Consider the following 26,273-nt stretch of genomic DNA (forward strand, 5'->3'; position numbering starts at 1 on the left):
CGGCGGGTTTATGAGCTCAGGCTGAGACCAGCGGCGATCCCGCAACGTCATCGGCAACTTCACGGACACACGGTCATTTCTGAGTGTTCCAGACGTCAATAGAAGCTCACTCCCTTTTGATACCTGATTAGCCGCCCGGAGTGCTCCATGCCAGATTACCGCTCGAAAACATCCACCCACGGCCGCAACATGGCCGGTGCCCGCGCACTGTGGCGCGCCACGGGGATGAAAGATGACGACTTCAAAAAGCCGATCATCGCGATTGCCAACTCGTTCACCCAGTTCGTACCGGGTCACGTGCACCTGAAGGATCTGGGCCAACTGGTCGCCCGCGAAATCGAACGCGCCGGCGGTGTAGCGAAAGAATTCAACACCATCGCCGTGGATGACGGCATCGCCATGGGTCACGACGGCATGCTGTATTCGCTGCCGAGCCGCGAAATCATCGCCGACTCCGTCGAGTACATGGTCAACGCCCACTGCGCCGACGCCATCGTGTGCATTTCCAACTGCGACAAAATCACCCCGGGTATGTTGATGGCTGCCTTGCGCCTGAACATTCCGGTGATCTTCGTTTCCGGCGGCCCGATGGAAGCCGGCAAGACCAAACTCGCGTCCCACGGTCTCGACCTCGTCGATGCCATGGTAATCGCCGCCGACGAAAGCGCTTCTGACGAGAAAGTCGCTGAGTACGAGCGCAGTGCCTGCCCGACGTGCGGTTCGTGCTCCGGCATGTTCACCGCCAACTCGATGAACTGCCTGACCGAAGCATTGGGCCTGGCATTGCCGGGCAACGGTTCGACCCTCGCCACCCACAGCGACCGCGAACAGCTGTTCCTGCAGGCCGGCCGTACCATCGTCGAACTGTGCAAACGCTACTACGGCGAGAACGACGAATCGGTATTGCCGCGCAACATCGCCAACTTCAAGGCGTTCGAGAACGCGATGATGCTCGACATCGCCATGGGCGGTTCGACCAACACCATCCTGCACTTGCTCGCTGCTGCCCAAGAGGCGGAAATCGATTTCGACCTGCGCGACATCGACCGTCTTTCGCGCACCGTCCCGCAGTTGTGCAAAGTCGCGCCGAACATCCAGAAGTACCACATGGAAGACGTACACCGCGCCGGCGGCATCTTCAGCATCCTCGGTTCGCTGGCCCGTGGCGGCTTGCTGCACACCGACCTGCCGACCGTGCACAGCCGCAGCATGGAAGAAGCCATCGCCAAATGGGACATTACCCAGACCACCGATGAAGCGGTGCATCACTTCTTCAAGGCCGGCCCTGCCGGTATCCCGACGCAGACGGCGTTCAGCCAGTCGACGCGCTGGGAAACTTTGGATGACGACCGTGAAAACGGCTGTATCCGCAGTTTCGAACACGCCTATTCGCAAGAAGGTGGCCTGGCCGTGCTGTACGGCAACATCGCCCTCGACGGTTGCGTGGTGAAAACCGCCGGTGTCGACGAATCGATCCACGTCTTCGAAGGCAACGCGAAGATTTTCGAAAGCCAGGACAGCGCCGTGCGCGGCATCCTCGCTGACGAAGTGAAGGCTGGCGACATCGTCATCATTCGCTACGAAGGCCCGAAAGGCGGCCCGGGCATGCAGGAAATGCTCTACCCGACTTCGTACCTGAAATCCAAAGGCCTGGGCAAAGCCTGTGCGTTGCTCACCGACGGGCGTTTCTCTGGCGGTACTTCGGGTCTGTCCATCGGCCACGCTTCGCCAGAAGCCGCCGCCGGTGGCGCGATCGGTCTGGTGCAGGACGGCGACAAAGTGCTGATCGACATTCCGAACCGCTCGATCAACCTGTTGGTCAGCGATGAAGAACTGGCCGCGCGCCGCGCCGAGCAGGACAAGAAAGGCTGGAAACCGGTCGAGATTCGTCCACGTAAGGTGACGACCGCCCTCAAGGCTTACGCCCTGCTGGCGACCAGTGCCGACAAAGGTGCTGTGCGTAACAAAGCGATGCTCGACGGGCTGTAAGCGTTAAGCGTCGAATACAAAAATGCCCCGCCTGAGTGCGGGGCATTTTTTTGTCTGACCGAAATCCCAAAGTCACTGCAGATCAAATTGTGGGAGCGAGCCTGCTCGCGAATGCGGTATATCAGAAACGAAGAGGGTGACTGACACGACGCTTTCGCGAGCAGGCTCGCTCCCACATGGATCGGTGTTGCTTACTGAATCTCTTCAGGCTTGACGATCACCCAGTTCTTGTCCGCCGTCACCGGCAAACCTTCCTTGGCCTGCGCCGCCGCATGCTTGGCCATCATGCCGTTCAACTGCGTCATGTACTTGTCCTTGCGGTTGACCCACAAGTGAATGCCGCCCTTGGCCACGTCAACATCGTGGAACAGCATGTAACCGTCACTGGTCGGCGTATCACCACCCACCAGTACCGGTTTTTTCCATTCGTCGATGTAGGTGAGAATCGCCGCGTGCTTGCCGGCCATCCAGGTGGCCGGTGTCCACAGGTACGGCGTCAGCTCCAGACCGAGGTTGGCCTTCTCGTCATACTTCCCAGCAGTGATCTGCTTACGTGCAGTGGTCAGTTCGTTGGTTTCGCGGTTCTTCAGCAGCGTGGTCACGCCAATGACGTTCTGCGGTTTGACGTTGTAGCCATACTTCGGATCCGCCGCGACCATGCGCACCAGCTCTTCCGAGGCGGCGGTCATCACGTAGACCTCGATGCCGTTCTCCATCAGCTTGTTGTAGAGCTCTTGCTGGCCGGTGAAGATCTTCGGCGGGTTGACGTCGAGTTTCTTCACCACATCGCCTTCGTAATAGGTCGCCGGCACCGGTTTGCCCGAAGCCATCAGCTCGTCGACGTAGCCTTTGAGTTCCTTGAGGGTGAAACCGGAAAACACCTGCGCCACCCACGGGTAGCAAACCATGTCGTCGACTTCGCAGAGGCGATAGTAGTAACTGAACAGGCTTTCCTTGTGGTCGGCGGTGTCCTTGAACGGCATCAGTTTCAGGGAAGGGTCGAGTTTGTCGCGGGTGATCAGGCCCTTGTTTTCCATGAACGGTAACAACGACTCTTCGAGGTCGTAGCGGTAACTGGTGTTGTCCATGTCGAACACCGCGTAGTTACCCTTGTTGGCGTTGGCCGCGATCATCGCGTCCAGCGCTTTGGCCTGATCGGCCGGCCAGTGTTTCAGGTCGGTGGCGAAAGCCTGAGTGGCCAGACCCATGCCCACAGCCAGTGCGACAGCCAGAAATTTCGGTGCGAACTTCATAAGCCTCTTCTCCCTGATTCAAAGAGATCGACGCTAACAAATAAGTGTGACAGTCCTCGTCTGTCAGCGACCGCCTACGTCCCTATTGCGCCAGATGCATTGCCGAGAGCGACACAGGCTTATTCCAAAAACGACGGACAACCTGTCATTTCGGTATTAAATCATTGCAAATCAAACTGTTAGGCTTGCCGGTTCGCAGTTGCCCAAGAATGCGACTGGCACAAGTCTTATCGGAGTTTTCATGAATCTGCCGCTGATCCTCAATCTGCTGGTGTTCCTCGCCCTGCTCTTCGGTCTGGCACAAACCCGCCACACCACGTGGAGCCTGGCGAAAAAAGTCCTGCTCGCGCTGGCGATGGGCGTCGCGTTCGGCGTGGCCCTGCACACCGTTTACGGTGCCGGCAACCCGGTGCTGAAAGCCTCGATCGGCTGGTTCGATCTGGTCGGCAACGGCTACGTGCAGTTGCTGCAAATGATCGTTATCCCGCTGGTGTTCGCCTCGATCCTCAGCGCCGTGGCGCGTCTGCACAACGCTTCGTCGCTGGGCAAGATCAGCTTCCTGACCATTGGCACCCTGCTGTTCACCACCGCGATTGCGGCGCTGATCGGCATCGGCCTGACCAACCTGTTCGGCCTCACCGCTGAAGGTCTGGTCGCCGGTACCCAGGAAATGGCCCGTCTGCAAACCATTCAGACTGACTACGCCGGCAAGGTTGCCGACCTGAATGTGCCGCAACTGCTGCTGTCGTTCATCCCGCAAAACCCGTTTGCCGATCTGGCACGGGCCAAGCCGACCTCGATCATCAGCGTGGTGATTTTCGCCGCATTCCTCGGGGTTGCTGCGCTGCAACTGCTCAAGGATGACGTCGAGAAAGGTCAGAAAGTGATCAACGCCATCGACACCCTGCAAGCCTGGGTGATGCGTCTGGTGCGTCTGGTGATGAAGCTGACCCCTTACGGCGTGCTGGCGCTGATGACCAAAGTGGTCGCCGGTTCCAACCTGCAGGACATCATCAAGCTCGGCAGTTTTGTCGTCGTGTCGTACCTCGGTCTGGGCCTGATGTTTGTCGTGCACGGCTTGTTGGTGTCGGCGGCCGGGATCAACCCGCTGCGTTTCTTCCGCAAGATCTGGCCGGTGCTGACGTTCGCGTTCACCAGCCGTTCCAGTGCCGCGAGCATTCCGCTGAGCATTGAAGCGCAGACCCGTCGTCTGGGCATTCCGCAGTCGGTGGCGAGTTTTGCCGCGTCGTTCGGTGCGACCATCGGCCAGAACGGTTGCGCCGGTCTGTACCCGGCGATGTTGGCGGTGATGGTTGCGCCGACCGTGGGCATCAACCCGCTGGATCCGCTGTGGATCGCGACGCTGGTGGCGATTGTGACGTTGAGTTCGGCGGGCGTGGCCGGTGTCGGTGGCGGCGCGACGTTCGCAGCACTGATCGTGCTGCCGGCGATGGGTTTGCCGGTGTCACTGGTGGCGTTGCTGATTTCGGTTGAGCCGCTGATCGATATGGGTCGCACGGCGCTGAACGTGAGTGGTTCGATCACAGCTGGCGCGATTACCAGTCAGGTAATGCAGCAGACGGATAAAGCGTTGCTGGATGCCGATGAGCATGCGGAGTTGGCTCAGGCTTAAGTAGCGCCTGACAGACCGCTATCGCGAGCAGGCTCACTCCTACAATTGGAATGCGTTCCCCCTGTAGGAGTGAGCCTGCTCGCGATGCTTTTAGGCTTTTTCCCAAATCTCAAAGTTGTACGCGGGTTTGTCGCCCTCAGCCGGATTCGGCACATTCGACACCAGCTTCCACTGCTCCAAATCAAACTCCGGAAACCACGCATCCCCCTCCGGGCTCAACGCCACGCGCGTCAGATACAGACGATCCGCCTGCGCCAGCCCTTGCGCGTACAACTGCGCGCCGCCAATCAGCATCAGCTCATCGACGCCTTGGGCTTTCGCCCACTCTTCGGCGCGAACCACGGCAGCTTCCAGCGACGGATACACCTCGGCACCTTCAAGCATCAGACCGGCCTGACGGCTGACCACAATGTTCAAGCGCCCCGGCAATGGCCGACCGAGCGAATCCCAGGTTTTGCGACCCATGATGATAGGCTTGCCCAAGGTCGTGGCCTTGAAGTATTTGAAGTCCCCCGGCAGGTGCCAGGGCATGCTGTTGTCGACGCCGATCACGCGGTTTTCACCGAGGGCTGCGATCAGGCTGAGGGGGAGTGATTTAGTCATGCCGGCGAGGATACCAGAGCCGCGCTTACCCCGATAAGCGCCACAGCGGTTATGCTCAGCGCTCATTTAAGCGACGGGACGCCGCGTGACTGAACTGACTCCACTGCAAAACCTCTGGCTGACCGAGACCGTGCGCCTGCGCGAAGAACACGCAGGCCCCCTGGAAGATCTGGAAGCCAACCGACTGGCGCGCACGGCCGGCGGCGATCTGCCGAGCCGCATTCAGCGCCGGGCGTTATGGCTGGCCGAACGTGACGGACTGACGGCTGCCCTCAAACACTGGCTGCAAGGCGCGCGTCTGGCACTGCTATTGATGGTGGTGCTGGCCTGCGTCACTGGCGCAGGCATGGCATTTTCTGCGCTGGGCGACGGTACGCGAGCGGTGAACATTTTCTGGGCGCTGGGCACGTTGCTCGGGGTCAATCTGATCCTGTTGCTGAGCTGGGCATTCGGCCTGCTATTCGCTGGCGAACACGCGGCAGCGCTTGGCAGGTTGTGGCTGTGGCTCAGCGAGAAATTTGCCCGGGACGCCAAAGCCGCGCAATTACCCCCCGCATTACTGGTCCTGCTGCAACGCCACAAACTCAATCGCTGGGCGATTGGCTCACTGGTCAATGGCCTGTGGCTGCTGATCATGTTCAGCGCGCTGAGCATGCTGATATTGATGATGGCCACTCGGCAATATGACTTCATCTGGGAAAGCACGCTGCTGGGCGCTGACTTCTTCGCGGCACTGACTGATGCGTTGACGGTCGTTCCCCATGCGCTGGGCTGGAGTGCGCCGAGCGTGGACATGATCCGCGTGACACTGGATACCGATTACAACCGCGTTCTGGTTCGCCAGATGTGGGCGATATGGCTGGTCGGCGCGGTGCTGATCTACGGCGTGCTACCCCGTCTGCTGTTGATGCTGTTCTGCCGTTGGCGCTGGAAACGTGGACGTGATCGCTTGCGTCTGGAGCTGAACCTGCCCGGCTACGCGCAACTGCGCGAACGCTTGATGCCGACCAGCGAACGCCTTGGCGTCAACGATCCTGAGCCTGCGCAACTGCACCGTGTCGAAAGCGGCGTTGGCGAACTGGTTAGCGAAGGCGCGTTGTTGGTCGCGATTGAACTCGATGAGCAGCGCCCATGGCCGCCCGCGCTGCCGAAAAACGTCAGCAACGCCGGCATCCTCGACAGCCGCGAATCGCGGCACAAACTCCTCGAACAACTCAGCCGCTTTCCGCCGGCGCGTCTGGCGATTGCCTGCGACCCACGGCGTTCGCCGGATCGCGGCAGCCTCGCCTTGATCGCTGAACTGGCGCGCAGTGCCGGGGAGACGCGCGTCTGGCTGCTGCAAGCGCCGCCCGGCGAAGCACTGGATGCCGAACGCCTCGGCGACTGGCATGTCGCCCTGCAACAGCTTGACCTGAAGTTCGCCGATTGCGCGCCGTTGAACTGGTTGGAGACGGGTCATGACTGATGCCAGGAAAGCGCCGCTGAAACTCGCGGTGGTCGGCCACACCAACGTCGGCAAAACCTCGCTACTGCGCACGCTGACCCGCGATGTCGGCTTCGGCGAAGTCTCCCATCGTCCGAGCACTACCCGGCATATCGAGGGCGCGCGGTTGTCGGTGGACGGCGAACCGTTGCTCGACCTCTACGACACGCCCGGCCTGGAAGACGCCATCGCCCTGCTGGATTTTCTCGAACGCCTGGAGCGCCCCGGTGAACGCCTCGACGGCCCGGCGCGACTGGCGCGGTTTCTCGACGGCAGCGAGGCGCGCCAGCGCTTTGAGCAGGAAGCCAAAGTGCTGCGGCAATTGCTCGCCTCCGACGCCGGATTGTATGTGATCGATGCGCGCGAGCCGGTGCTGGCAAAGTACCGCGACGAACTGGAAGTGCTCGCCAGTTGTGGCAAACCGCTGCTGCCGGTGCTGAATTTCGTCAGCAGTGCCAATCATCGTGAGCCGGATTGGCGCGAGGCACTGGCACGGCTCGGGCTGCATGCGCTGGTGCGGTTCGACAGCGTCGCGCCGCCCGAGGATGGCGAGCGCCGGTTATACGAAAGCCTTGCGCTGCTGCTGGAAAATGCTCGTCCGCAATTGGAACGATTGATTGCTGATCAACAGGCCCAGCGCCTCGCGCGCCAGCAAAGTGCGGCGCGCTTGATTGCTGAATTGTTGATCGACTGCGCCGCGTGCCGACGCAGTGTGGTTAGCGAAGCGGAGCAGGAACAGCAGGCCATCAGCGAACTGCGCAAGGCTGTGCGCCAGCGCGAGCAGAAGTGTGTTGAGGCGTTGCTCAAGCTGTATGCGTTTCGTCCGCAGGATGCGGCGGCGAGTGATTTGCCGTTGCTCGATGGGCGTTGGGGCGATGACCTGTTCAACCCGGAAACCCTCAAGCAACTCGGTGTGCGCGTGGGTGGCGGGATTGCTGCGGGTGCGGCGGCGGGGGCTGGTGTGGATTTGCTGGTTGGCGGGATTACCCTCGGCGCGGCGGCATTGGCGGGTGCGATTGCTGGCGGTGCACTGCAAACGGCGCGCAGTTATGGCAGTCGCTTGCTGGGCAAGATCAAAGGGCAGCGTGAGCTGACGGTGGATGACGGAGTGCTGCGGCTGTTGGCGTTGCGTCAGCGGCAGTTGGTGTTGGCGCTGGATCAGCGCGGGCATGCGGCGATGGATGCGGTTCAGGTGGCCACGCCCCAAGACAAGACCTGGCGTGAGGGCAAGTTGCCGGAAGCGCTGAACAAGGCGCGGGCGCATCCGCAATGGTCGTCGTTGAATCCCCATGCAAAATTGAATCAGGCGGAAAGGCAGGAGCAGATTGAGGCGTTGGTTGATCGAGTGCTTGAGCTTTAGATCGCTACCCCCTCATCCCAGCCCTCCCGAAACGTCGGACCGCCCCCAAGGGGTAGAGGGGGAAGGGAGCAGATCTCCAGGCTTTTCAAAACCTGAGTTCGGCTGGATATTTCAGGTCGATGTATGCCCCAAAAACAACACGGTCAGCTCCCTCTCCCTCCGGGAGAGGGCTGGGCGGGCGGCGATCCGATGAGGGCGACAATCACACAGTAGACAACAATCTCGCAGCCTTACGCTTCAAAACCCCAAGATCCATCACCGGCACCGCCCTCTCCTTGGCCAACTCATCCCACTGCCGCATCCGCAAACTGACCGCACACAACGGATCCCGCTCAAACACATCCGCCTCAGCCTCGGTCATCACCCCGCCCTGATACTCCAGCGTCCGCCGACTCGCCTCACTCAGCCGATCAAAATATCCCGGCTCCCGCAACGTCAGATACCGCTTGGCCTGCACGTGATATTCCACCAGCCGCGCCATACGCTCGCTGAAACCGGCCTCACGCAAATAGTCCGCACCCAGCCGTTCATGACTGACCACGCCAAAGCCGCCCATGTTCTCAGCGCCCTCGGCACACAAATGGCCGATGTCATGAAAGAACGCCGCCAGCACCACTTCATCATCAAAGGCCTCGGCCATCGCCAGTTCGGCCGCTTGGGACATGTGCTCGATCTGCGACACCGGCTCGCCGATGTAATCGCTGGTGCCAAAGCGCTCGTACAGTCCGAATACCCGTGCGACGACTTGCTCGTGACCCGTCATCAAATGTCCTCCAGCAACTGCGCAATGTTGCGCTCGGCCATGGCCGGGCCGACGCTCATGCCGACGCCGGTGTGCATCAGCGCCACACTCAACCCCGCTGCCGGGCGCAGGAATGAAAATGGCCCCGGCCCCCGGGAACCATAGACGCCCTGCCAGCGCTCGACCACTTGCACCTTGCAGCCCAGCGTCTGCTCGGCCAGTTCGAGCATCCAGTTATCCACTTGCTCAGCGTTGAACGGTGAAGGGTCGCTGCCGTAATGGTGCGAGTCGCCGATGATCAATTCGCCGTACGGCGTCGGGCTGATCAACAGGTGGATGCCGTTGTCGTGCAGGTGCGGTTGCTCACGGATGATTTGCGCTCGCACCGCCGCCGCTTCCGGCAGATCGGCGAAGGCGCCGTAGTGCACGCAGCTGAGGCCGGTGAGCAAGGCGTGTTGCAGATTCAGCTCGTTCGCAGGTTTGGCGCGGAGCATTTGCAGGCGGCAGATTTGCGGGTCGAGCGCAGCGATCGGCTCGGCGAGCAAGGTCTGATAATCGTGGCCGGAGCAGACGATGATCTGCTTGGCGGTAAAGCTGCCGGCGGTGCTGTGCAGGTGCCCCGGCTCGACGTCGCGTACCAGTGTGGAGAAGTGGAACTCGACGCCGAGGTCGCGGCGCAGGTAATCGATCAGCGCCGGGATCGCTTCGCGCGAATACAGCTGTTGATCGTCGATGCCGTGGAGGGCGGCGCGGTGGTGGCTGAACTGGCCGTTGTAAAGATCGCGCAGGGCGGCGCCGCGCAGCAATTGAATGTTGTAACCGTGTTCCACGGCGCGACCGTTGCAGAAGGTCTCGAGCAGGTGTTCTTCGGCTTCGGTGCGGGCAAACAAGTAGGAGCCGTTGCGTTTGATTTGCAGCCCGGCGAGTTGCGCCCAGTCGCCCCATATTTCGCGGCTGGCCTTGGCCAGTTCGAGCATTGGGCCCGGCGGTTGGCCGGTGACCAAGGCCTGACCGAAGTTGCGCACCGAGGCGCCCAGCGGCGTGGCGGTGCGTTCGAAAACGGCGACCTTGAGGCCGCGTTTGGCGGCGGCGTAGGCGTGGGACAGGCCGAGGATGCCGGCGCCGACGATGAGCAGGTCTTGGTGTTGTGTCATCTGGATGATTTCCTGAATGAAAGACCGCTATCGCGAGCAGGCTCGCTCCCACAGGGGATTTTTAGTGCCCACAGAATTTGCGTTCACTGGAGATCCAATGTGTCAGCCCCCTCAGAGAATTGTGTTGTGAACACGGTCCAATGTGGGAGCGAGCCTGCTCGCGAAGGGGCCCTTTCAGTCGATAAAGATCTTACTTGGCAGCCACTTTCTCGGACTTGCCGTCATAACGCTTGCGCCACTCGGTCAGGATCTCGTCACGATTCTTCGAGGCCCAGGCAAAGTCGTTCTTGATCAGACGCTGCTCGTAATCCGCCGGCAATTCGGTCTGCGGCTTGGCGATCCCCGGCTGCGCAAGAACAGCGAAGTTCTCCTTGTACAAATCCATCGCCTCAGCGCTGGCAGAGAAGTCAGCCAGTTTCTTCGCCGCCTCTTCATGCGGCGTGCCTTTGATCACGGCAGTCGCTTCGATCTCCCAGCCCAGGCCTTCCTTCGGCAAGATGATGTCCAGCGGCGCGCCCTGACGCTTCAGCTGTACCGCTGGGTATTCAAAGGAAATACCGATCGGGAACTCGCCCGCCGCTGCTAACTTGCAAGGCTTGGAACCGGAGTGAACGTACTGGCCGATGTTCTGGTGCAGACCGTCCATGTAGGCCCAGCCCTGCTTCTCGCCAAAGGTTTGCAGCCAGGCGCTGACGTCGAGGAAACCGGTGCCGGACGACGCCGGATTCGGCATGACGATCTTGCCCTTGTACTCAGGCTTGGTCAGATCCTGCCAGCTCACCGGTTTGCTCAAACCCTGCTTCTCGGCTTCGACGGTGTTGAAGCAAATCGTCGCGGCCCACACATCCATGCCGACCCAGGCTGGCGGGTTGGCGGCGTCGCGGTAGTTCGCGCCAATCTTGCCGAGGTCCTTCGGCGCGTAGCTTTGCAGCATGCCTTGCTGATCGAGGATCGCCAGACTCGAAGCCGCCAGCCCCCATACCGCGTCAGCTTGTGGGCGGGCCTTTTCGGCGAGCAGTTTGGCGGTGATGATCCCGGTGGAATCACGTACCCATTTGATCTCGACGTCCGGGTTGGCCTTTTCGAAGGCTTCTTTGTAGGACTTCAGTTGCTCGGCTTCGAGGGCGGTGTACACCGTCAACTCGGTTTTTGCCGCAAAGGCATTCAGGCTGAAAGTAGCGAGCACAGCAGCGGCCAGGGCCATAGGCTTGAACATGATCGTTTTCCTGTAATGAGTTGAACGGGGTTGGAATCAGTGACCGGGCGCGGTTTGCCGCCAGGCTTGAGAACGGCGCAGCAAGCCGCGCGAAGCCCACGCCAGCAGCAGGGACACGCCCGCCGAGGTGAACAGAATCAGGGTCGACATCGCCGCCGCGCCGCCGACGTTGCCGGCGTCATCCATGTTCAACACCGCGACCGCCGCAAGGATGGTGTCGGGGCTGTAGAGGAAAATCGCCGCCGACACCGTGGTCATCGCCGAGACGAACAGGTAGCGCACGATGTCGAGCAGCGCCGGCAAACAGATCGGCACGGTGACGCGCAGGTAGTGGCGGTACAGCGGCGCTTTGAGCGACAGCGCGGCGGCTTCGAACTCGGCGTCGAGCTGGCGCAACGCGGTGGTCGCGGTCATTTGTGCGGTGGTCAGGTAGTGCGCAATGGTGCAGACGATCAACAGCGTCATCGTCCCGTAGAGCACATGCAGCGGGTTGCCCGTGAGGTTGAAGAAGAAGACGTAACCGAGACCAAGCACCAGCCCCGGCACCGCCATCGGCACGAAACTGAGCATGCGCAAGGTCAGATTGAGCCCGGGCTGGCTGCGGGTCTTCTCCATCAGGTAGGCGCCAGTGAAGATCAGCACGCTGCCGATCAGCGCCGTGCCCAAGGCCATCTTCAAACTGTTGCTGTAGGCCAGCCAGCCACCGCCAGCGGTTTCGTTGAACTGATAGTGATTGAGCGACAGCGACAGGTTGTACGGCCAGAACTTCACCAGCGAGGAGAACACCGCCATGCCGAACACCAAAATCAACGCCGCGGAGATCAACAAAACAATCGCCAGATAGCAGCCATCACGCAACTTCGACGGCGCCGGTTTGAACACCTGAGCGCGACCGCTCATGGAATCACCATGACGACGGCGCAGCCAGGCATCAACGCCGAAGCTGAACAGTGCCGGCAGCAACAGCACCATGCCGATCAAAGCGCCGCGACCGAATTGTTGCTGGCCGACCACGGCTTTGTAGGCTTCCAGCGCCAGCACTTGATAGTCGCCACCGACCACCACCGGCACCCCGAAATCGGTGATGGTCAGGGTGAACACCAGACAGAACGCGGCGAACACGGCCTGCCGCGTCGCCGGCCAGGTGATGCTGCGAAACGCCTTGGCCGGACTGGCGCCCATGCTCGACGCAGCGTCGAACAATCGCGCATCAGCCAGCGACAACGCCGAGAGCAAAATCATCAGCGCATGGGGAAAGGTGTAGATCACCTCGCCCAGCACAATTCCCCAGAACCCGTAGATGTTGTCCGAGAGCAGCCCGCGCAACATGCCCTGATTGCCGAACAGATAGACCAACGCAATCCCCGGCAGCATCGACGGCGCCATCAGCGGCAACAGAGAAATTCCGCGCCAGATGCCTTTCGCCGGAATCAGCGTGCGTTGCAGCGCGTAGGCAAACAGGTAGGCCAGCGGTACGACGATGGCCGCGACGCTGAGGGAAACTTTCAGGCTGTTGCCGAGCAGCCAGTGGAAATTCTCGCTGGTCACCAGTTCCTTCGCCGCGACCCAGCCACCGCCCTGCCCGGCTTCACTGCTGAAGCCGCGCCAGAAAATCGCCAGCAGCGGCAGCAACACCGCGACGCCGAGCAACAGCAGCAAAAGGACTTTGCCGCCGACGACAAAAATGCGGTCGCCGATCTCGGCTTTCGAAGACTGTCGCACCTGCTTGTGCGGTAGCGGCAGCGCGAGATTGCTGTTCATCAGGCAAACACCTGCAGGCTGCGCGGCGGCAAGGCGACCATGATCTGCTGGGCGCCGAGGCGCGGCATGGCTTCCGGGGCGAGTTCGGCGAGCAGTGCGTGGCCCGGCAGTTGATCGAGTTCGAAACTCATGCGGCAGCGGTTGCCGAGGAAGGTGATCTCGCGGACTTTGGCCGGGAACAGGTTTTCTTCGTGTACCAGCGGATTGACGTTGATCGCCTCCGGACGGCAGAACAAACGGCCGGAGGCGCGCTGAACGCTGCCGTCGCTGAGGCGCAGGTTCATCCCGCCGACCTGCGCGTGAGTCTCGCTGCTGCGTTGGAACGGCAGCCAGTTGCCCTGACCGACAAACTCGGCCACGAACGGCGTGGCCGGGCGGTTGTAGATTTCCTGCGGTGTGGCGTACTGCTCGACGCGGCCGTTGTTCATCACCGCGATGCGGTCGGCCATCAGCATGGCTTCGTCCTGATTGTGCGTGACCATCAGCGTGGTGATGCCGAGGTTACGTTGCAGCTGGCGCAACTCGGTGCACAGATGCTCGCGGACCCGGGCGTCGAGGGCCGACATCGGTTCGTCGAGCAACAACAGCGATGGTGCCGGCGCCAAAGCACGGGCCAGCGCGACACGCTGTTGCTGGCCGCCGGACAATTGGCCGGGGTACTTTTTCTCGCTGCCGGTGAGGCCGACCAATTCCAGCATCTGGCCGACGCGACGGCGCACTTCATCACGACCGCTGCCGGCGAGGCCGTAGGCAATGTTCGCTTCGACCGTCAGATTGGGGAACAGCGCGTAGGACTGGAACAGAATCCCGTAGTCGCGGGCTTGCGGGGCGAGGTGCGAGACGTCGCGCTCGCCGAGGTACAGCTCGCCGCTGTCCTGTTTTTCCAGACCGGCGATGCAACGCAGCAACGTGGTCTTGCCGCAGCCCGACGGGCCGAGCAGGCACACCAGTTCACCGGCGGCGACGTCGAGGGAGACGTTATCCAGTGCGGTGAACGCGCCGAAGCGTTTATGCACGCCGCGCACTTTCATCGGCGCACCGGGATTGGTCAGGGCAGTTGCGATGGCAGGATTCATGGACAGACCTCATCAAGCAGATGGGGCCAATCCTAGAGTTGTAATGCGTCCGTCATGTGGCAACGAGGCAAAAACGGCCGATAGTGGTATTCAGGGATTTTGGTTCACCAGAGATCGTTCCCACGCTCTGCGTGGGAATGCCTCATCGGACGCTCCGCGTTCGGCTGTTGGGACGCAGAGCGTCCCGGGCTGCATTCCCACGCGGAGCGTGGGAACGATCATTACGCGGGGGACATTTCCTGCGCCAACCCGAGGAACGCCGCCGGCAACCGCGCGCCTTTGCGCTCTTTCAGGCAATACAGATACTCCGGAATCTGCGGCGCATTCTCGATCGTCAGCACGCGCAACTGCGGATCATGCGGCACTTCCTGCCGGGCAATGATGCTGATGCCAATATTGCGCAACACCGCCTCACGAATCGACTCACGACTGCCAATCTCCAGCAACGGACCGAAACTGACCCCGGCGCTGGCCAGCAACTCTTCAGTCAGCCGCCGCGTGGTGGAACCCGACTCGCGCATCAACAAGGTATGCCCGGCCAACGCACTCAACGCCACATGCTCCTGCCCCGCCAACGGATGATTGCGATGCACCGCCAGCACCAGCGGATCAGTGCCGAGCACCCGGCGAATCAACCGCGCGTCATCGAGCAATTGCGACGACGCGGCGATGTCCACGCGATAATCCTCCAGCGCTTCGAGCACCTGCTGCGAGTTGCCGATTTCCACCGACACTTCCACTTGCGGCAGACGCTCGCGAAAGGTTTTCACCAGATCGAGGATGTAATACGGCGCGGTCGCTGCGATGCGCAATGTGCCCTGCACCTGACCGCTGTTGCGCAGGAAGAACTCGATATCGGCTTCCTGTTGCAACAGGGTCTTGACCATCGGCAGCAGCCGCGCACCTTCGTCGCTGACACTCAGGCGTCGACCGCCGCGATAAAACAGCTCCACCGAATACTGACTTTCCAGATTGCGGATCTGCGTGGTCACGGTCGGTTGGCTGAGGCCGAGTTTTTTCGCCGCCAGCGTGATGCTACCCAGGCGGGCGACCATGTAAAACGCTTTCAGCTCGGCACTCAGCACAACCTTTCCTCATTTATTTGCGCAGCAGGCGCAAACCGTTGAACACCACCAACAGGCTCACGCCCATGTCGGCGAACACCGCCATCCACATGGTGGCGAGCCCGGCGAAGGTTACCGCAAGAAAGATAGCCTTGATCACCAGGGCCAGCGCGATGTTCTGTTTCAGGATGCTGGCGGTGTTGCGCGACAGGCTGATGAACGCCGGGATCTTGCGCAGATCGTCGTCCATCAGGGCGACATCGGCGGTTTCAATCGCCGTATCGGTGCCGGCAGCGGCCATGGCGAAACCGATCTCGGCGCGGGCCAGTGCCGGGGCATCGTTGATGCCGTCGCCGACCATGCCAACTCGCCGGCCCTGCTTGTACAGGTCTTCGATGGCTTGCAGTTTGTCGGTCGGCAGCAAGTCACCACGGGCCTCGTCGATGCCAACCTGCGCGGCAATCGCCTGGGCGGTGTGGACGTTGTCGCCGGTGAGCATCAGGGTTTTCACCCCGAGCTCATGCAATTGGCGGATCGCTTCGCGGCTGGTTTCCTTGACGGTGTCGGCCACGGCAAACAGCGCCAGTGGGCCGGAGCTGTCGAGCAGCAGCACCACGGATTTGCCCTGTTTCTCCAGCGCGAAGAGTTTTTCTTCCAGTGCCGGCGAGCACAGGCCGAGTTCTTCGACCAGACGATGGTTACCCAAGTGATAGGTCTGGCCGTTGATGTCGCCTTTGACGCCACGCCCGCCCAACGCTTCGAAGTTATCCACAATCAGCGCTTGGAAGTTTTTATCCACAGCAGCCTTGGCGATGGCCAGAGACACCGGATGATCGGAACGGCCGGCCAACGCAGCGGCGATTGCCGGGGCCGTGGCATCGGCGGTTGGGTCGAGGGACAGGTAATCGGTCTGCACCGGTTTGCCATGGGTGATCGTGCCGGTTTTATCCAGTGCCAGATAATCCAGTTTGAAACCGCCCTCCAGGTACACGCCGCCCTTGACCAGAATGCCTTTGCGCGCCGCGGCGGCGAGGCCGCTGACGATGGTCACCGGCGTCGAAATCACCAGTGCACACGGGCACGCGACCACCAACAGCACCAGCGCGCGGTAGATCCAGTCGAACCACACGGCGCCCATGAACAGCGGCGGAATGATCGCCACGGCCAAGGCAAACACGAACACTACGGGCGTGTAGATTTTCGAGAACTGATCGACGAAGCGCTGGGTCGGCGCACGCGCGCCTTGAGCCTGTTCGACGGCGTGGATGATCCGCGCCAGAGTCGAGTTGTTCGCTGCGGCGGTGACCGCGTACTCCAGCGAACCGGCCTGGTTGATGGTGCCGGCGAAGACTTTGTCACCGACGGTTTTTTCCACCGGCAGGCTTTCCCCGGTGATCGGCGCCTGATCGATGGTCGAACTGCCGCTGACCACCTCACCGTCCAGCGCAATGCGCTCGCCGGGCTTCACTCGCACGCGGGCGCCGAGTTCGACGCTTTTCACGTCCTGCTCAATCCAGCTGCCGTCAGCCTGCAACACCGTGGCTTGCTCCGGTGTCATTTGCATCAGGCCGCTGATCGCATTACGCGCACGGTCCAGCGAGCGCGCTTCGATCAGCTCGGCGACGGTGAACAGGAACATCACCATCGCTGCTTCCGGCCACTGGCCGATGAGGATGGCGCCGGTGACGGCGATGCTCATCAGCGCGTTGATGTTGAGGTTGCGGTTCTTCAGGGCGATCCAGCCCTTTTTGTAAGTGGTGAGACCACCGCTGAGGATCGAGATCAGCGCGATGATCGCCACCACCCAGGTGGGTGCAGCGTTGGTGAAGTGGATGACTTCGGCAGCGAGAGCGCCGACACCGGACAGCGCCAACGGCCACCAGTGTTTTTTCACCGGCGCCGGGGCCGGCGAGTCGACGCCCGCCTCCAGTGGCTCGGCGTGCATGCCGAGGGATTTGATCGCTTCGGTGATCGGCTCGGTACCCGGCAGATTGTGGGTCACGCCGAGTACGCGATTGATCAGGTTGAATTCCAGCTGCTGCACGCCGGCGAGTTTGCCGAGCTTGTTCTGGATCAGCGTCTGCTCGGTCGGGCAATCCATCGCCTCGATGCGGAAACTGCTCAGCCGCGCATCGGCGGAAGTCTTTTCGCTCAGTTGCACCAACGCAGGCGCGGCGGCTGTCGACGAGCAGCAGGAGTCTTCGTGCGCGTGAACCGGTGCCGGCGCTGCAACTTTCGACCCGCAGCAAGAATCGCCGCCCTGTGAATGCTTATGCACAGGCTGCAATTTATGACTGTGATCGTGGCCGTCGCCGGGCTTGTGGGTGTGCTGGGAATCGCTCATTGGTCGCGTCCATGAAGGTGCCTGTTGCCAAGTAAAGACCCTGTAGCCACTATAGGGTCAAGCACCCTTTTGGAGATTGTCGTCATGAAGATCGGAGAACTGGCCAAACTCACCGACTGCGCCGTGGAAACCATCCGCTACTACGAGCGCGAAAACCTCCTGCCGGAACCGGCCCGCAGTGACGGCAACTACCGCGTCTACACCCAGGCGCACGCCGAACGCCTGACCTTCATCCGCAACTGCCGCACCCTCGACATGACCCTCGAAGAAATCCGCAGTCTGCTGGCCATGCGTGACAGCCCGCAGGATCAGTGCGAAAGCGTCAATACGCTGATCGACGAGCATATCCAGCATGTGAAGGCGCGGATTGATGGGTTGCTGGCGTTGCAGACACAACTGCTCGACCTGCGCCAACGTTGTGGCGAAGGGCCGATGGCCGATCAATGCGGGATTTTGCAGAGGCTGGAAGTGAGTGGCGGGGTTGTCGCGACGGAAGTGGAGCACTCCCATGTAGGCCGCAGCCACGGCCATTGAGCCCTACACAAAACCAAATGTGGGAGCGAGCCTGCTCGCGAAAGCGGTGTATCAGTCGACATCTCTATGACTGACACGCCCTCTTCGCGAGCAGGCTCGCTCCCACAGGGGTTTTATGCAACGGCTTAAACCGCCATCGGCGCGGTCATTGGCGCGTGGTGCTCATAACCTTCCAGCGAGAAATCGCTCGGTTCGACCAGCTCCAGCCATTCCGGCTGATACACACCCGTCTTGGCAAACTCCGGCACGCGGTCGGAGATTTTCAGTTTCGGCATGGCGAACGGCTCGCGTTTGAGCTGTTCGTTGAGCATGTCCAGGTGGTTCTCATAGACGTGCGCATCACCGATGAAATAGGTGAACCAGCGTGGCGTGTAGCCGGTCAGACGACCGATCAGGCTCAGCAGCGCGGCGCCTTCGGTGAGGTTGAACGGTGTACCCAGACCCAGATCGTTGGAGCGGATGTAGAGGGTCAGAGAAATCTCTTTGGTCTCGACATTCGGGTGGAACTGGTACAGCAGATGGCACGGCGGCAGGGCCATTTCATCGAGCTGAGCAACGTTCCAGCCGTGGAACAGAATGCGGCGGCTGCCCGGATCGTTGATGATCGTGTCGACGCACTGGCGCACCTGGTCGATGGCTTTGTACAGCACCACGTAGGCCTGGCCGTCTTCTTCGCCCTGGGCAATTTGCTTGTAGCCGTTGCTCAAGGTTTGTTCGATGGCGGCGCTGTTGCTCAGCGGGATCTGCTTGTACGCCGGCCATTTGCGCCATTGCACGCCGTAGATTTCGCCGAGGTCGTCGTCGCCCTGACGGAACGGGTTGGCCAGCCACTGCGCGTTTTCGTTGGCGTTCTGGTCCCAGACCTTGCAGCCCAGCGCACGGAATTCAGCGGCGTTGTTGACGCCACGGAGAAATCCGCACATCTCGCCGATGGCCGATTTGAAGGCCATTTTGCGCGTGGTGATCGCCGGAAAACCTTCCTGCAGATCGAAACGCAGCATCGCACCCGGGAAGCTGATGGTATTGATGCCGGTGCGGTTGGCTTGCTTGGTGCCGTTCTGAATGACGTGCGAGACCAGTTCGAGATATTGCTTCATGAGTTACCTGTGTCCTTTGAGCCCCGGCGTCGCGCGCCGGGGTTCGTAGTTTAAGCCGTCGGTGCGAGCGGTGCTGCCGGCGCGCGACGATAGGCCAGCCAGATCAGGAACAGCCCGCCGACGATCATCGGCACGCAGAGTACCTGGCCCATGGTCAGCCAGTTCCAGGCCAGATAGCCCAATTGTGCATCCGGCACGCGGACGAATTCGACGATGAAACGGAAGATGCCGTAGAACAGCGCGAACATGCCCGAGACGGCCATGGTCGGACGCGGCTTGCGCGAGAAAATCCACAGGATCAGGAACAGCGCCACGCCTTCGAGCGCGAACTGATACAGCTGCGACGGGTGACGCGGCAGTTGCGCCGGATCGCTGAATGGCGGGAAGACCATGGCCCACGGCACGTCAGTGGCTTTGCCCCACAACTCGGCGTTGATGAAGTTACCGATACGCCCGGCGCCCAGACCGATCGGCACCATTGGCGCGACGAAGTCCATCAGCTGGAAAAACGACTTGCCGTTGCGCTTGCCGAACCACAACGCGGCCAACATCACCCCGATAAAGCCGCCGTGGAACGACATGCCGCCCTTCCACACTTCGAAAATCAGCGTCGGGTTGGCCAGATAGGCGCTCAGATCGTAGAACAGCACATAGCCCAGGCGCCCGCCGACGATCACGCCCATCGACATCCAGAAGACCATGTCGGAGAGTTTCTCCTTGGTCCAAGTCGGGTCGAAACGGTTGAGCCGGCGCGACGCCAGCAGCCACGCACCGCCGATGCCGATCAGGTACATCAGACCGTACCAGTGGATTTTCAGCGGACCGATGGCCAGGGCCACCGGGTCGATCTGCGGGTAAGGCAGCATTGCGACTCCTCGTTAGAGTTGAAACCAAAATTCCCGGGCGACGCTGCCACCTCAGGATTAAGCCAGGATTGCGACGCGATTAAAGCAGGAAGCTCACACCCACGCTGAACAGCAAAGCGGCGAACAGCCGTTTCAGCAAGCGCGGCGACAACCGATGCGCCAAACGCGCGCCGATACGGGCGAAGATCATGCTGGTCAGGGCGATGCCCAACAGCGCCGGCAAATAGACAAAACCGAGACTATGCGGTGGCAATAACGGATCGTGCCAGCCCAAAATCATGAAACTTAATGCACTGACCAAGGCAATCGGCAGACCGCAGGCCGATGACGTCGCCACCGCTTGCTGCATCGGCACGCTGCGCCAGGTCAGGAACGGCACGGTCAGCGAGCCGCCGCCCACACCAAAAATCGCCGAGGCCCAACCGATGATGCTGCCGGCCACGGTCAGACCGAGTTTACCCGGCACTGTTCGACTGGCCTTGGGTTTGATGTCCAGCGCCAGTTGCACCGAGATGATCAAGGCAAACACGCCGATGATCTTTTGCAGGTGCGGCCCGGAAATCGCCTCAGCGGTCAGCGCACCGAAACCTGCACCGAGCAGAATGCCGACGGCCATCCACATGAAAATCGGCCAGCGCACCGCGCCGCGTCGATGATGCTCACGCACGGCGTTGACCGAGGTGAAGATGATCGTCGCCAGCGACGTGCCGACCGCCAGATGGGTGAGAATCGACTGATCAAAGCCCTGCAAGGTGAAACTGAACACCAGCACCGGCACGATGATGATCCCGCCGCCAACCCCGAACAGCCCGGCCAGCACGCCCGCACAGGCGCCCAGCGCCAGATAGAGCAGAAATTCCATGACCGTCTCCCCAGACCGCATCCGCAAAACCGGAGCGGCATGGTAACGGATGCACACCCTTTGGCTCCACTGGCGATGGATGCACGGACGCCGGATGCGTAGAGTGAGCAAAAAACAAACAAGGACCACCTTATGTGCCTGATTGCTTTCGCCTGGCGGCCGGGCCATGCCCAGCCGCTGATCGTCGCGGCCAACCGTGACGAGTTCTACGCCCGGCCGAGCCTGCCTTTGGCGCAATGGCCGGAAGCGCCGCATGTGCATGCCGGGCGTGATCTTGAGGCCGGTGGGACCTGGCTGGGGATTGGCGCCAACGGCCGCTTTGCTGCGCTGACCAATATCCGTGATCCGCAGCAGGCGCCAGCGCGCAAGTCGCGGGGGGAATTGGTGGCGCGGTTTCTCACCGGTGATGCGTCGATTGATGATTATTTGAGCGATGTGGTCGGGCGTTCGGCGGAATATGCCGGGTTTAATCTGCTGCTCGGCAATAGTCATGAGCTTTGGCACTTCAATGCGCGGATGTCGGAGCCGGTGATGCTGGAATCGGGCGTCTATGGGTTGTCGAATGACGGGCTGGACACGCCATGGCCGAAGTTGCTCAAGGCCAAGGCAGCGTTGAGTGGGGTGCTGGATGATCCGCAGCCTGAACGGTTGTTGGGGTTGTTGAGTGATGCGCAGACGGCACCATCTGCCGAATTGCCAGATACCGGGGTGGGTCTGGCGACGGAGTCATTGTTGTCGAGTGTGTTTATTGCCAGTCAGAGTTACGGGACGCGGGCGAGTACGGCGTTGATCGTTCAGGCGGATGGGTCGCGGCGGATGGTCGAGCGCAGTTTCGGGCCGTATGGCGGGCATTTGGGTGAAGTGGAAATAACAGCTTAAGAGCAGACCCTCACCCCAGCCCTCTCCCAAAGGGAGAGGGAGCCGACCGAGGTGTCTTGAGCCATACATCGACCTGAAAGACCGAGTTGATTATGGATTCAGCACAGCACCTTCAAATCGGTGCGTTTCGATTATGGATTCAGCACAGCACCTTCAGGTCGGCGGAGTTCTGCAGCATCCCCCAATCAGTCCCCTCTCCCTCTGGGAGAGGGCTAGGGTGAGGGGCTTTTGATCTTCAGAGCGCTTTGACCACCGCCGGCGGATGCATCTTCGACAACCCAAGGTTCTTCAGCGCCAATTGCAGCGAACTGTGGATAACTTGCGGGTTATCAATGGTCATCAACTCGGCCAACAACTCCTGGGCCTTGCTCAGATTGACCTGACGCAACATCCACTTCACCTTCGGCAAGTTGGTGGCGTTCATCGACAAACTGTCGAAACCCATCGCCATCAACAGCACCGCCGCCGCCGGATCGCCGGCCATCTCGCCGCAGATACTCACCGGTTTGCCTTCCGCATGCGCATCACGCACCACGGTTTGCAACGCTTGCAGCACCGCCGGATGCAGGTAATCGTAAAGATCGGCCACACGCGGGTTGTTACGGTCGACCGCCAGCAAATACTGGGTCAAGTCGTTGGAGCCGACAGAAAGGAAGTCGACCATCCGCGCCAGCTCCTTGGTCTGGTACACCGCGGCCGGAATCTCGATCATCACGCCAATCGGCGGCATCGGCACGTCGGTGCCTTCGTCGCGCACTTCGCCCCAGGCCCGGTGGATCAGGTGCAAAGCTTCTTCGAGTTCGTGGGTGCCGGAGATCATCGGCAGCAGAATCCGCAGGTTGTTCAGGCCTTCGCTGGCCTTGAGCATCGCGCGGGTCTGCACCAGGAAGATTTCCGGATGGTCGAGGGTGACACGAATGCCGCGCCAGCCGAGGAACGGGTTGTCTTCCTTGATCGGGAAGTACGACAGCGACTTGTCACCACCGATGTCGAGGCTGCGCATGGTCACCGGTTGCGGGTGGAACGCGGCGAGTTGCTCGCGGTAGATCGCCAGTTGTTCCTTCTCGCTCGGGAAGCGCTGGTTGATCATGAACGGCACTTCGGTGCGGTACAGGCCGACACCTTCGGCGCCGCGCTTCTGCGCCCGCGCCACATCGGCCAGCAGGCCGGTGTTGACCCACAGCGGCATGCGGTGGCCATCAAGGGTCACGCACGGCAGGTCGCGCAGGGTGTCGAGGCCCAGCGCCAGTTGTTTCTCTTCTTCGACGACTTCGGCGAACTGCTTGCGCAGCACTTCGCTCGGGTTGGTGTAGACCTCGCCACGCGTGCCATCGACGATCATTTCGATGCCGTCGACCTTGGCGTACGGCAGGTCGACCAGACCCATGACCGTCGGAATGCCCATCGCCCGGGCCAGGATCGCGACGTGCGAGTTACCCGAACCGAGTACCGAGACCAGACCGACCAGCGTGCCTTCCGGCACCTCGCCGAGCATCGCCGGCGTCAGTTCTTCGCTGACCAGAATGGTTTTTTCCGGGTAGACCAGATTCTGCTGACGCTCTTCCTGCAAGTAGGCGAGCAAACGGCGACCGAGGTCTTTGACGTCCGAGGCACGCTCCCGCAGGTAGGCGTCGTCCATCAGTTCGAAACGGTTGACGTGCTCGGTGACCACCTGACGCAGCGCGCCCTGGGCCCACTGGCCGGTCTTGATCACGGTGGTGATTTCGCTGCCCAGCGAGGCATCGTCGAGCATCATCAGATAAACGTCGAACAACGCACGCTCTTCCGGGCGCAGTTGGGTCGCGAGCTTGGCGGACAGCGCGCGCATGTCGGCGCGCACGCCTTCGATGGCGGTCTTGAACAGCGCCAGCTCGGCGTTGATGTCGGTGATGGTCTTGTCCGGCACCACGTCGAGATCGGCCGGCGGCAGCATGACCACCGCCGTACCGACCGCCGCACCCGGCGAACCCGGCACGCCGACGAACTTGGCTTCCTGAATGCCTTTGCCCTGACGGCCCAGACCCCGGATCGACCCGGTGGCCTCGGCGTGAGCGATTACGCCGGCGAGCTGCGCGCTCATGGTCACGAGGAAGGCTTCTTCACCTTCGTCGAACTGGCGGCGTTCTTTTTGCTGGATGACCAACACGCCGACGACGCGGCGGTGGTGAATGATCGGTGCGCCGAGGAACGAGGCATATCGCTCTTCACCGGTTTCGGCGAAGTAGCGGTAGCGCGGGTGATCCGCAGCGTTTTCGAGGTTCAGGGGTTCTTCACGCGTGCCGACCAGACCGACCAGACCTTCGTTGGGTGCCATGCTGACCTTGCCGATCGAGCGCTTGTTCAAGCCCTCGGTGGCCATCAGGACGAAGCGGTTGGTCTCGGGATCAAGCAGGTAGACCGAGCAGACCTGGCTGCCCATGGCCTCTTTGACGCGCAACACAATAATCCCCAACGCCGCCTTGAGATCCTTGGCGGAGTTAACTTCCTGGACGATCTTGCGCAGCGTATTGAGCATGGCTCGGGGTCGAACTCCGTCGTCAGTCGCGCGCTAAAAGGCGCGGGGCAAGCTCTTTGAGGGCGCGGCGATACACCTCGCGCTTGAATGTCACCACCTGGCCCAACGGATACCAATAGCTGACCCAGCGCCAGCCATCGAACTCCGGTTTACCGGTCAAATCCATCCGCACCCGCTGCTCGTTGGAGATCAGGCGCAGGAGAAACCATTTCTGTTTCTGGCCAATGCACAGCGGTTGGCTGTGGGTACGCACCAGACGTTGCGGCAAACGATAGCGCAACCAGCCCCGAGTACAGGCCAGTATTTCAACATCTTCACGTTCCAGGCCAACTTCTTCGTTCAGCTCGCGGTACAAGGCGTCTTCCGGCGTCTCTTCAGGGTTGATTCCCCCTTGCGGAAACTGCCAGGCATCTTGATTGATACGGCGAGCCCATAGCACCTGGCCGGCGTCATTCGTCAGAATGATCCCGACATTGGGGCGGAAACCATCGGGGTCGATCACGGGCACAACCTCGCAAACGCATGTCGCCGCATTGTTCCACAAAGGTTGATAAGGCGGCAACGAAGCTTCCTACCTTATGTGCACTCTTGTGAAAAGACCGTATTCTTGTCGCCTTTTTACAGACTTATCAGCGGGTAACTGCAATGCGCCTGGCACTCTTCGATTTGGACAACACCCTTCTGGGCGGCGACAGCGATCACGCCTGGGGCGACTATCTGTGTGAACGCGGCTTCCTCGACCCGATTGCGTACAAGGCGCGCAACGACGAGTTCTATCAGGATTACCTGGCCGGCAAACTGGATAACGCCGCGTACCTGAACTTCTGCCTGGAGATCCTCGGCCGCACCGACATGGCCGTGCTCGATCAGTGGCACAACGATTACATGCGCGACTGCATCGAGCCAATCGTGCTGCCGCAGGCGCTGGAATTGCTGAAAAAGCACCGCGATGCTGGCGACAAACTGGTGATCATCACCGCGACCAACCGCTTCGTTACCGCACCGATTGCCGTGCGTCTTGGCGTTGAAACCCTGATTGCCACTGAATGCGAAATGGTCGATGGCCGTTACAGCGGGCGCAGCACTGACATTCCGTGCTTCCGCGAAGGCAAGGTGACGCGCCTGAACCGCTGGCTGGAAGAGACCGGGTACTCGCTGGACGACAGCTATTTCTATAGCGATTCGATGAATGACTTGCCGTTGCTGGAGCAGGTGGCGAATCCGGTGGCTGTCGATCCGGATCCGAATCTGCGGGCTGAGGCCGAGAAGCGTGGCTGGCCGGTCATTACTCTGCGCGACTGAAATCGCTATCGCGAGCAGGCTCACTCCTACAGGGGAACGCATTCCAATGTAGGAGTGAGCCTGCTCGCGATTGGGTCTACGCGGTCTCAAGCCCTAGACAGGCTTGGCCCCCATCAACGCCGCAATGGCGAGAAATCCGATGCCGCTGACAATTGCCAGCGCCAGCGTGAATTTCCCGTTACCTACCCCGCCAGTCCACAGCCGATTAAGCCGCACCAACAGCCACACTGCACTCAACGTGGCCACGGCATAAATCAAGCTGGAACCCAGAATCCACAACTGCCCCAATGGCCAGCCAGTCAGATGCACTAGCCACCAGCCAGTGAAGGGCATGCTGAGCATCGCGATCAGCATCAAACACCATATGAACAACCAGGGGCGCTGCATCGTGCTCGCCGGCCCTTCGCTGCGATTACGCCAGGTCAGAGCGGCGAGCCCCAGCCCGCTCGCGAGTATGACCACGGTCGCCGCGACGTGAAGGACTTTCAGGGTGGTCAGGGTTTCCATGAATTTCTCTTCCTTGGGCCATGCCCATCAGCG

The 26,273-nt window shown here is 61.1% G+C and carries 22 protein-coding genes; 7 read left to right on the top strand and 15 right to left on the bottom strand.

The window, feature by feature from the left end; genetic code table 11:
* Positions 1 to 147 precede the first annotated feature (147 nt).
* Positions 148 to 1,989 carry a dihydroxy-acid dehydratase gene (gene ilvD, locus AC5SEM_RS24245; protein ID WP_008088424.1) on the top strand — a complete coding sequence of 614 codons (1,842 nt, stop codon included), beginning with the start codon at positions 148 to 150 and terminating at the stop codon, positions 1,987 to 1,989.
* Positions 1,990 to 2,180: 191 nt separating this feature from the next.
* Here ilvD and AC5SEM_RS24250 read toward each other — a convergent pair whose 3' ends face one another.
* Positions 2,181 to 3,242, bottom strand: coding sequence for an HAD family hydrolase (locus tag AC5SEM_RS24250; protein WP_099757434.1), 1,062 nt, complete (start codon positions 3,240 to 3,242; stop codon positions 2,181 to 2,183).
* 241 nt (positions 3,243 to 3,483) lie between these two features.
* Between AC5SEM_RS24250 and AC5SEM_RS24255 the strand changes: the two genes are divergently transcribed.
* A complete protein-coding gene (locus AC5SEM_RS24255) occupies positions 3,484 to 4,875 on the top strand; it encodes an L-cystine transporter (RefSeq protein ID WP_038358898.1) in 1,392 nt (463 codons plus the stop codon).
* 90 nt (positions 4,876 to 4,965) lie between these two features.
* On the opposite strand, the gene AC5SEM_RS24260 is transcribed toward AC5SEM_RS24255, so the two are convergent.
* On the bottom strand, positions 4,966 to 5,478 hold the full coding sequence (locus AC5SEM_RS24260; protein ID WP_495471441.1) for a dihydrofolate reductase: 513 nt from the start codon (positions 5,476 to 5,478) through the stop codon (positions 4,966 to 4,968).
* 85 nt (positions 5,479 to 5,563) lie between these two features.
* Here AC5SEM_RS24260 and AC5SEM_RS24265 point away from each other — a divergent pair, with 85 nt between their 5' ends.
* Positions 5,564 to 6,943: a DUF2868 domain-containing protein gene (locus AC5SEM_RS24265; protein WP_077574929.1), complete on the top strand. Its 1,380-nt coding sequence runs from the start codon at positions 5,564 to 5,566 to the stop codon at positions 6,941 to 6,943.
* Positions 6,936 to 8,321, top strand: a complete 1,386-nt coding sequence (locus AC5SEM_RS24270; protein WP_495471442.1) for a GTPase/DUF3482 domain-containing protein — start codon at positions 6,936 to 6,938, stop codon at positions 8,319 to 8,321. The genes AC5SEM_RS24265 and AC5SEM_RS24270 overlap by 8 nt, the downstream gene beginning before the upstream one ends.
* Before the next feature lie 202 nt (positions 8,322 to 8,523).
* Here the strand turns inward: AC5SEM_RS24270 and AC5SEM_RS24275 are convergent, their stop codons facing one another.
* The 7 genes from AC5SEM_RS24275 to AC5SEM_RS24305 form a co-directional block, all read right to left on the bottom strand.
* Positions 8,524 to 9,084 carry a phosphonate degradation HD-domain oxygenase gene (locus AC5SEM_RS24275; RefSeq protein ID WP_495471443.1) on the bottom strand — a complete coding sequence of 187 codons (561 nt, stop codon included), beginning with the start codon at positions 9,082 to 9,084 and terminating at the stop codon, positions 8,524 to 8,526.
* On the bottom strand, positions 9,084 to 10,217 hold the full coding sequence (locus AC5SEM_RS24280; RefSeq protein ID WP_495471444.1) for a TIGR03364 family FAD-dependent oxidoreductase: 1,134 nt from the start codon (positions 10,215 to 10,217) through the stop codon (positions 9,084 to 9,086). Before AC5SEM_RS24280 ends, AC5SEM_RS24275 begins: the two co-directional genes overlap by 1 nt.
* A gap of 190 nt (positions 10,218 to 10,407) precedes the next feature.
* Positions 10,408 to 11,433 (bottom strand): putative 2-aminoethylphosphonate ABC transporter substrate-binding protein, encoded by a 1,026-nt coding sequence (locus AC5SEM_RS24285; protein WP_034153698.1) that lies wholly within the window; start codon positions 11,431 to 11,433, stop codon positions 10,408 to 10,410.
* A gap of 36 nt (positions 11,434 to 11,469) precedes the next feature.
* Positions 11,470 to 13,194 carry a putative 2-aminoethylphosphonate ABC transporter permease subunit gene (locus AC5SEM_RS24290; protein WP_077574933.1) on the bottom strand — a complete coding sequence of 575 codons (1,725 nt, stop codon included), beginning with the start codon at positions 13,192 to 13,194 and terminating at the stop codon, positions 11,470 to 11,472.
* The gene (locus AC5SEM_RS24295; protein WP_495471445.1) at positions 13,194 to 14,270 is read right to left on the bottom strand and encodes a putative 2-aminoethylphosphonate ABC transporter ATP-binding protein; all 1,077 of its coding nucleotides are present in this window, start codon (positions 14,268 to 14,270) and stop codon (positions 13,194 to 13,196) included. Before AC5SEM_RS24295 ends, AC5SEM_RS24290 begins: the two co-directional genes overlap by 1 nt.
* Positions 14,271 to 14,491: 221 nt before the next feature.
* Positions 14,492 to 15,355: a LysR family transcriptional regulator gene (locus AC5SEM_RS24300; protein WP_495471446.1), complete on the bottom strand. Its 864-nt coding sequence runs from the start codon at positions 15,353 to 15,355 to the stop codon at positions 14,492 to 14,494.
* A gap of 13 nt (positions 15,356 to 15,368) precedes the next feature.
* Positions 15,369 to 17,678, bottom strand: coding sequence for a heavy metal translocating P-type ATPase (locus AC5SEM_RS24305; protein WP_495471447.1), 2,310 nt, complete (start codon positions 17,676 to 17,678; stop codon positions 15,369 to 15,371).
* A gap of 84 nt (positions 17,679 to 17,762) precedes the next feature.
* Between AC5SEM_RS24305 and cadR the strand changes: the two genes are divergently transcribed.
* Positions 17,763 to 18,212: a Cd(II)/Pb(II)-responsive transcriptional regulator gene (gene cadR / locus AC5SEM_RS24310; RefSeq protein WP_016983204.1), complete on the top strand. Its 450-nt coding sequence runs from the start codon at positions 17,763 to 17,765 to the stop codon at positions 18,210 to 18,212.
* Between the two features lie 125 nt (positions 18,213 to 18,337).
* On the opposite strand, the gene AC5SEM_RS24315 is transcribed toward cadR, so the two are convergent.
* From AC5SEM_RS24315 to AC5SEM_RS24325, 3 genes are all read right to left on the bottom strand, one after another.
* On the bottom strand, positions 18,338 to 19,309 hold the full coding sequence (locus AC5SEM_RS24315; RefSeq protein WP_064116306.1) for a thymidylate synthase: 972 nt from the start codon (positions 19,307 to 19,309) through the stop codon (positions 18,338 to 18,340).
* A 50-nt stretch (positions 19,310 to 19,359) separates the two neighbouring features.
* Positions 19,360 to 20,175, bottom strand: coding sequence for a prolipoprotein diacylglyceryl transferase (gene lgt, locus AC5SEM_RS24320; protein WP_007913003.1), 816 nt, complete (start codon positions 20,173 to 20,175; stop codon positions 19,360 to 19,362).
* Between the two features lie 79 nt (positions 20,176 to 20,254).
* Positions 20,255 to 21,037 carry a sulfite exporter TauE/SafE family protein gene (locus AC5SEM_RS24325; protein ID WP_457463126.1) on the bottom strand — a complete coding sequence of 261 codons (783 nt, stop codon included), beginning with the start codon at positions 21,035 to 21,037 and terminating at the stop codon, positions 20,255 to 20,257.
* Between the two features lie 132 nt (positions 21,038 to 21,169).
* On the opposite strand from AC5SEM_RS24325, the gene AC5SEM_RS24330 reads away from it, so the two are divergent.
* Positions 21,170 to 21,916 (top strand): NRDE family protein, encoded by a 747-nt coding sequence (locus AC5SEM_RS24330; protein WP_495471448.1) that lies wholly within the window; start codon positions 21,170 to 21,172, stop codon positions 21,914 to 21,916.
* Between the two features lie 235 nt (positions 21,917 to 22,151).
* Here AC5SEM_RS24330 and ptsP read toward each other — a convergent pair whose 3' ends face one another.
* Positions 22,152 to 24,431, bottom strand: coding sequence for a phosphoenolpyruvate--protein phosphotransferase (gene ptsP / locus AC5SEM_RS24335; protein WP_007913900.1), 2,280 nt, complete (start codon positions 24,429 to 24,431; stop codon positions 22,152 to 22,154).
* Positions 24,432 to 24,453: 22 nt separating this feature from the next.
* A complete protein-coding gene (locus AC5SEM_RS24340; protein ID WP_003229203.1) occupies positions 24,454 to 24,933 on the bottom strand; it encodes an RNA pyrophosphohydrolase in 480 nt (159 codons plus the stop codon).
* 143 nt (positions 24,934 to 25,076) lie between these two features.
* Between AC5SEM_RS24340 and AC5SEM_RS24345 the strand changes: the two genes are divergently transcribed.
* A complete protein-coding gene (locus AC5SEM_RS24345) occupies positions 25,077 to 25,733 on the top strand; it encodes a histidinol-phosphatase (protein ID WP_331692964.1) in 657 nt (218 codons plus the stop codon).
* Positions 25,734 to 25,826: 93 nt separating this feature from the next.
* Here the strand turns inward: AC5SEM_RS24345 and AC5SEM_RS24350 are convergent, their stop codons facing one another.
* Positions 25,827 to 26,240 (bottom strand): DUF2269 family protein, encoded by a 414-nt coding sequence (locus tag AC5SEM_RS24350; protein WP_495471449.1) that lies wholly within the window; start codon positions 26,238 to 26,240, stop codon positions 25,827 to 25,829.
* Positions 26,241 to 26,273: the final 33 nt, after the last annotated feature.

The sequence above is a fragment of the Pseudomonas sp. CH61 genome (assembly GCF_059429415.1).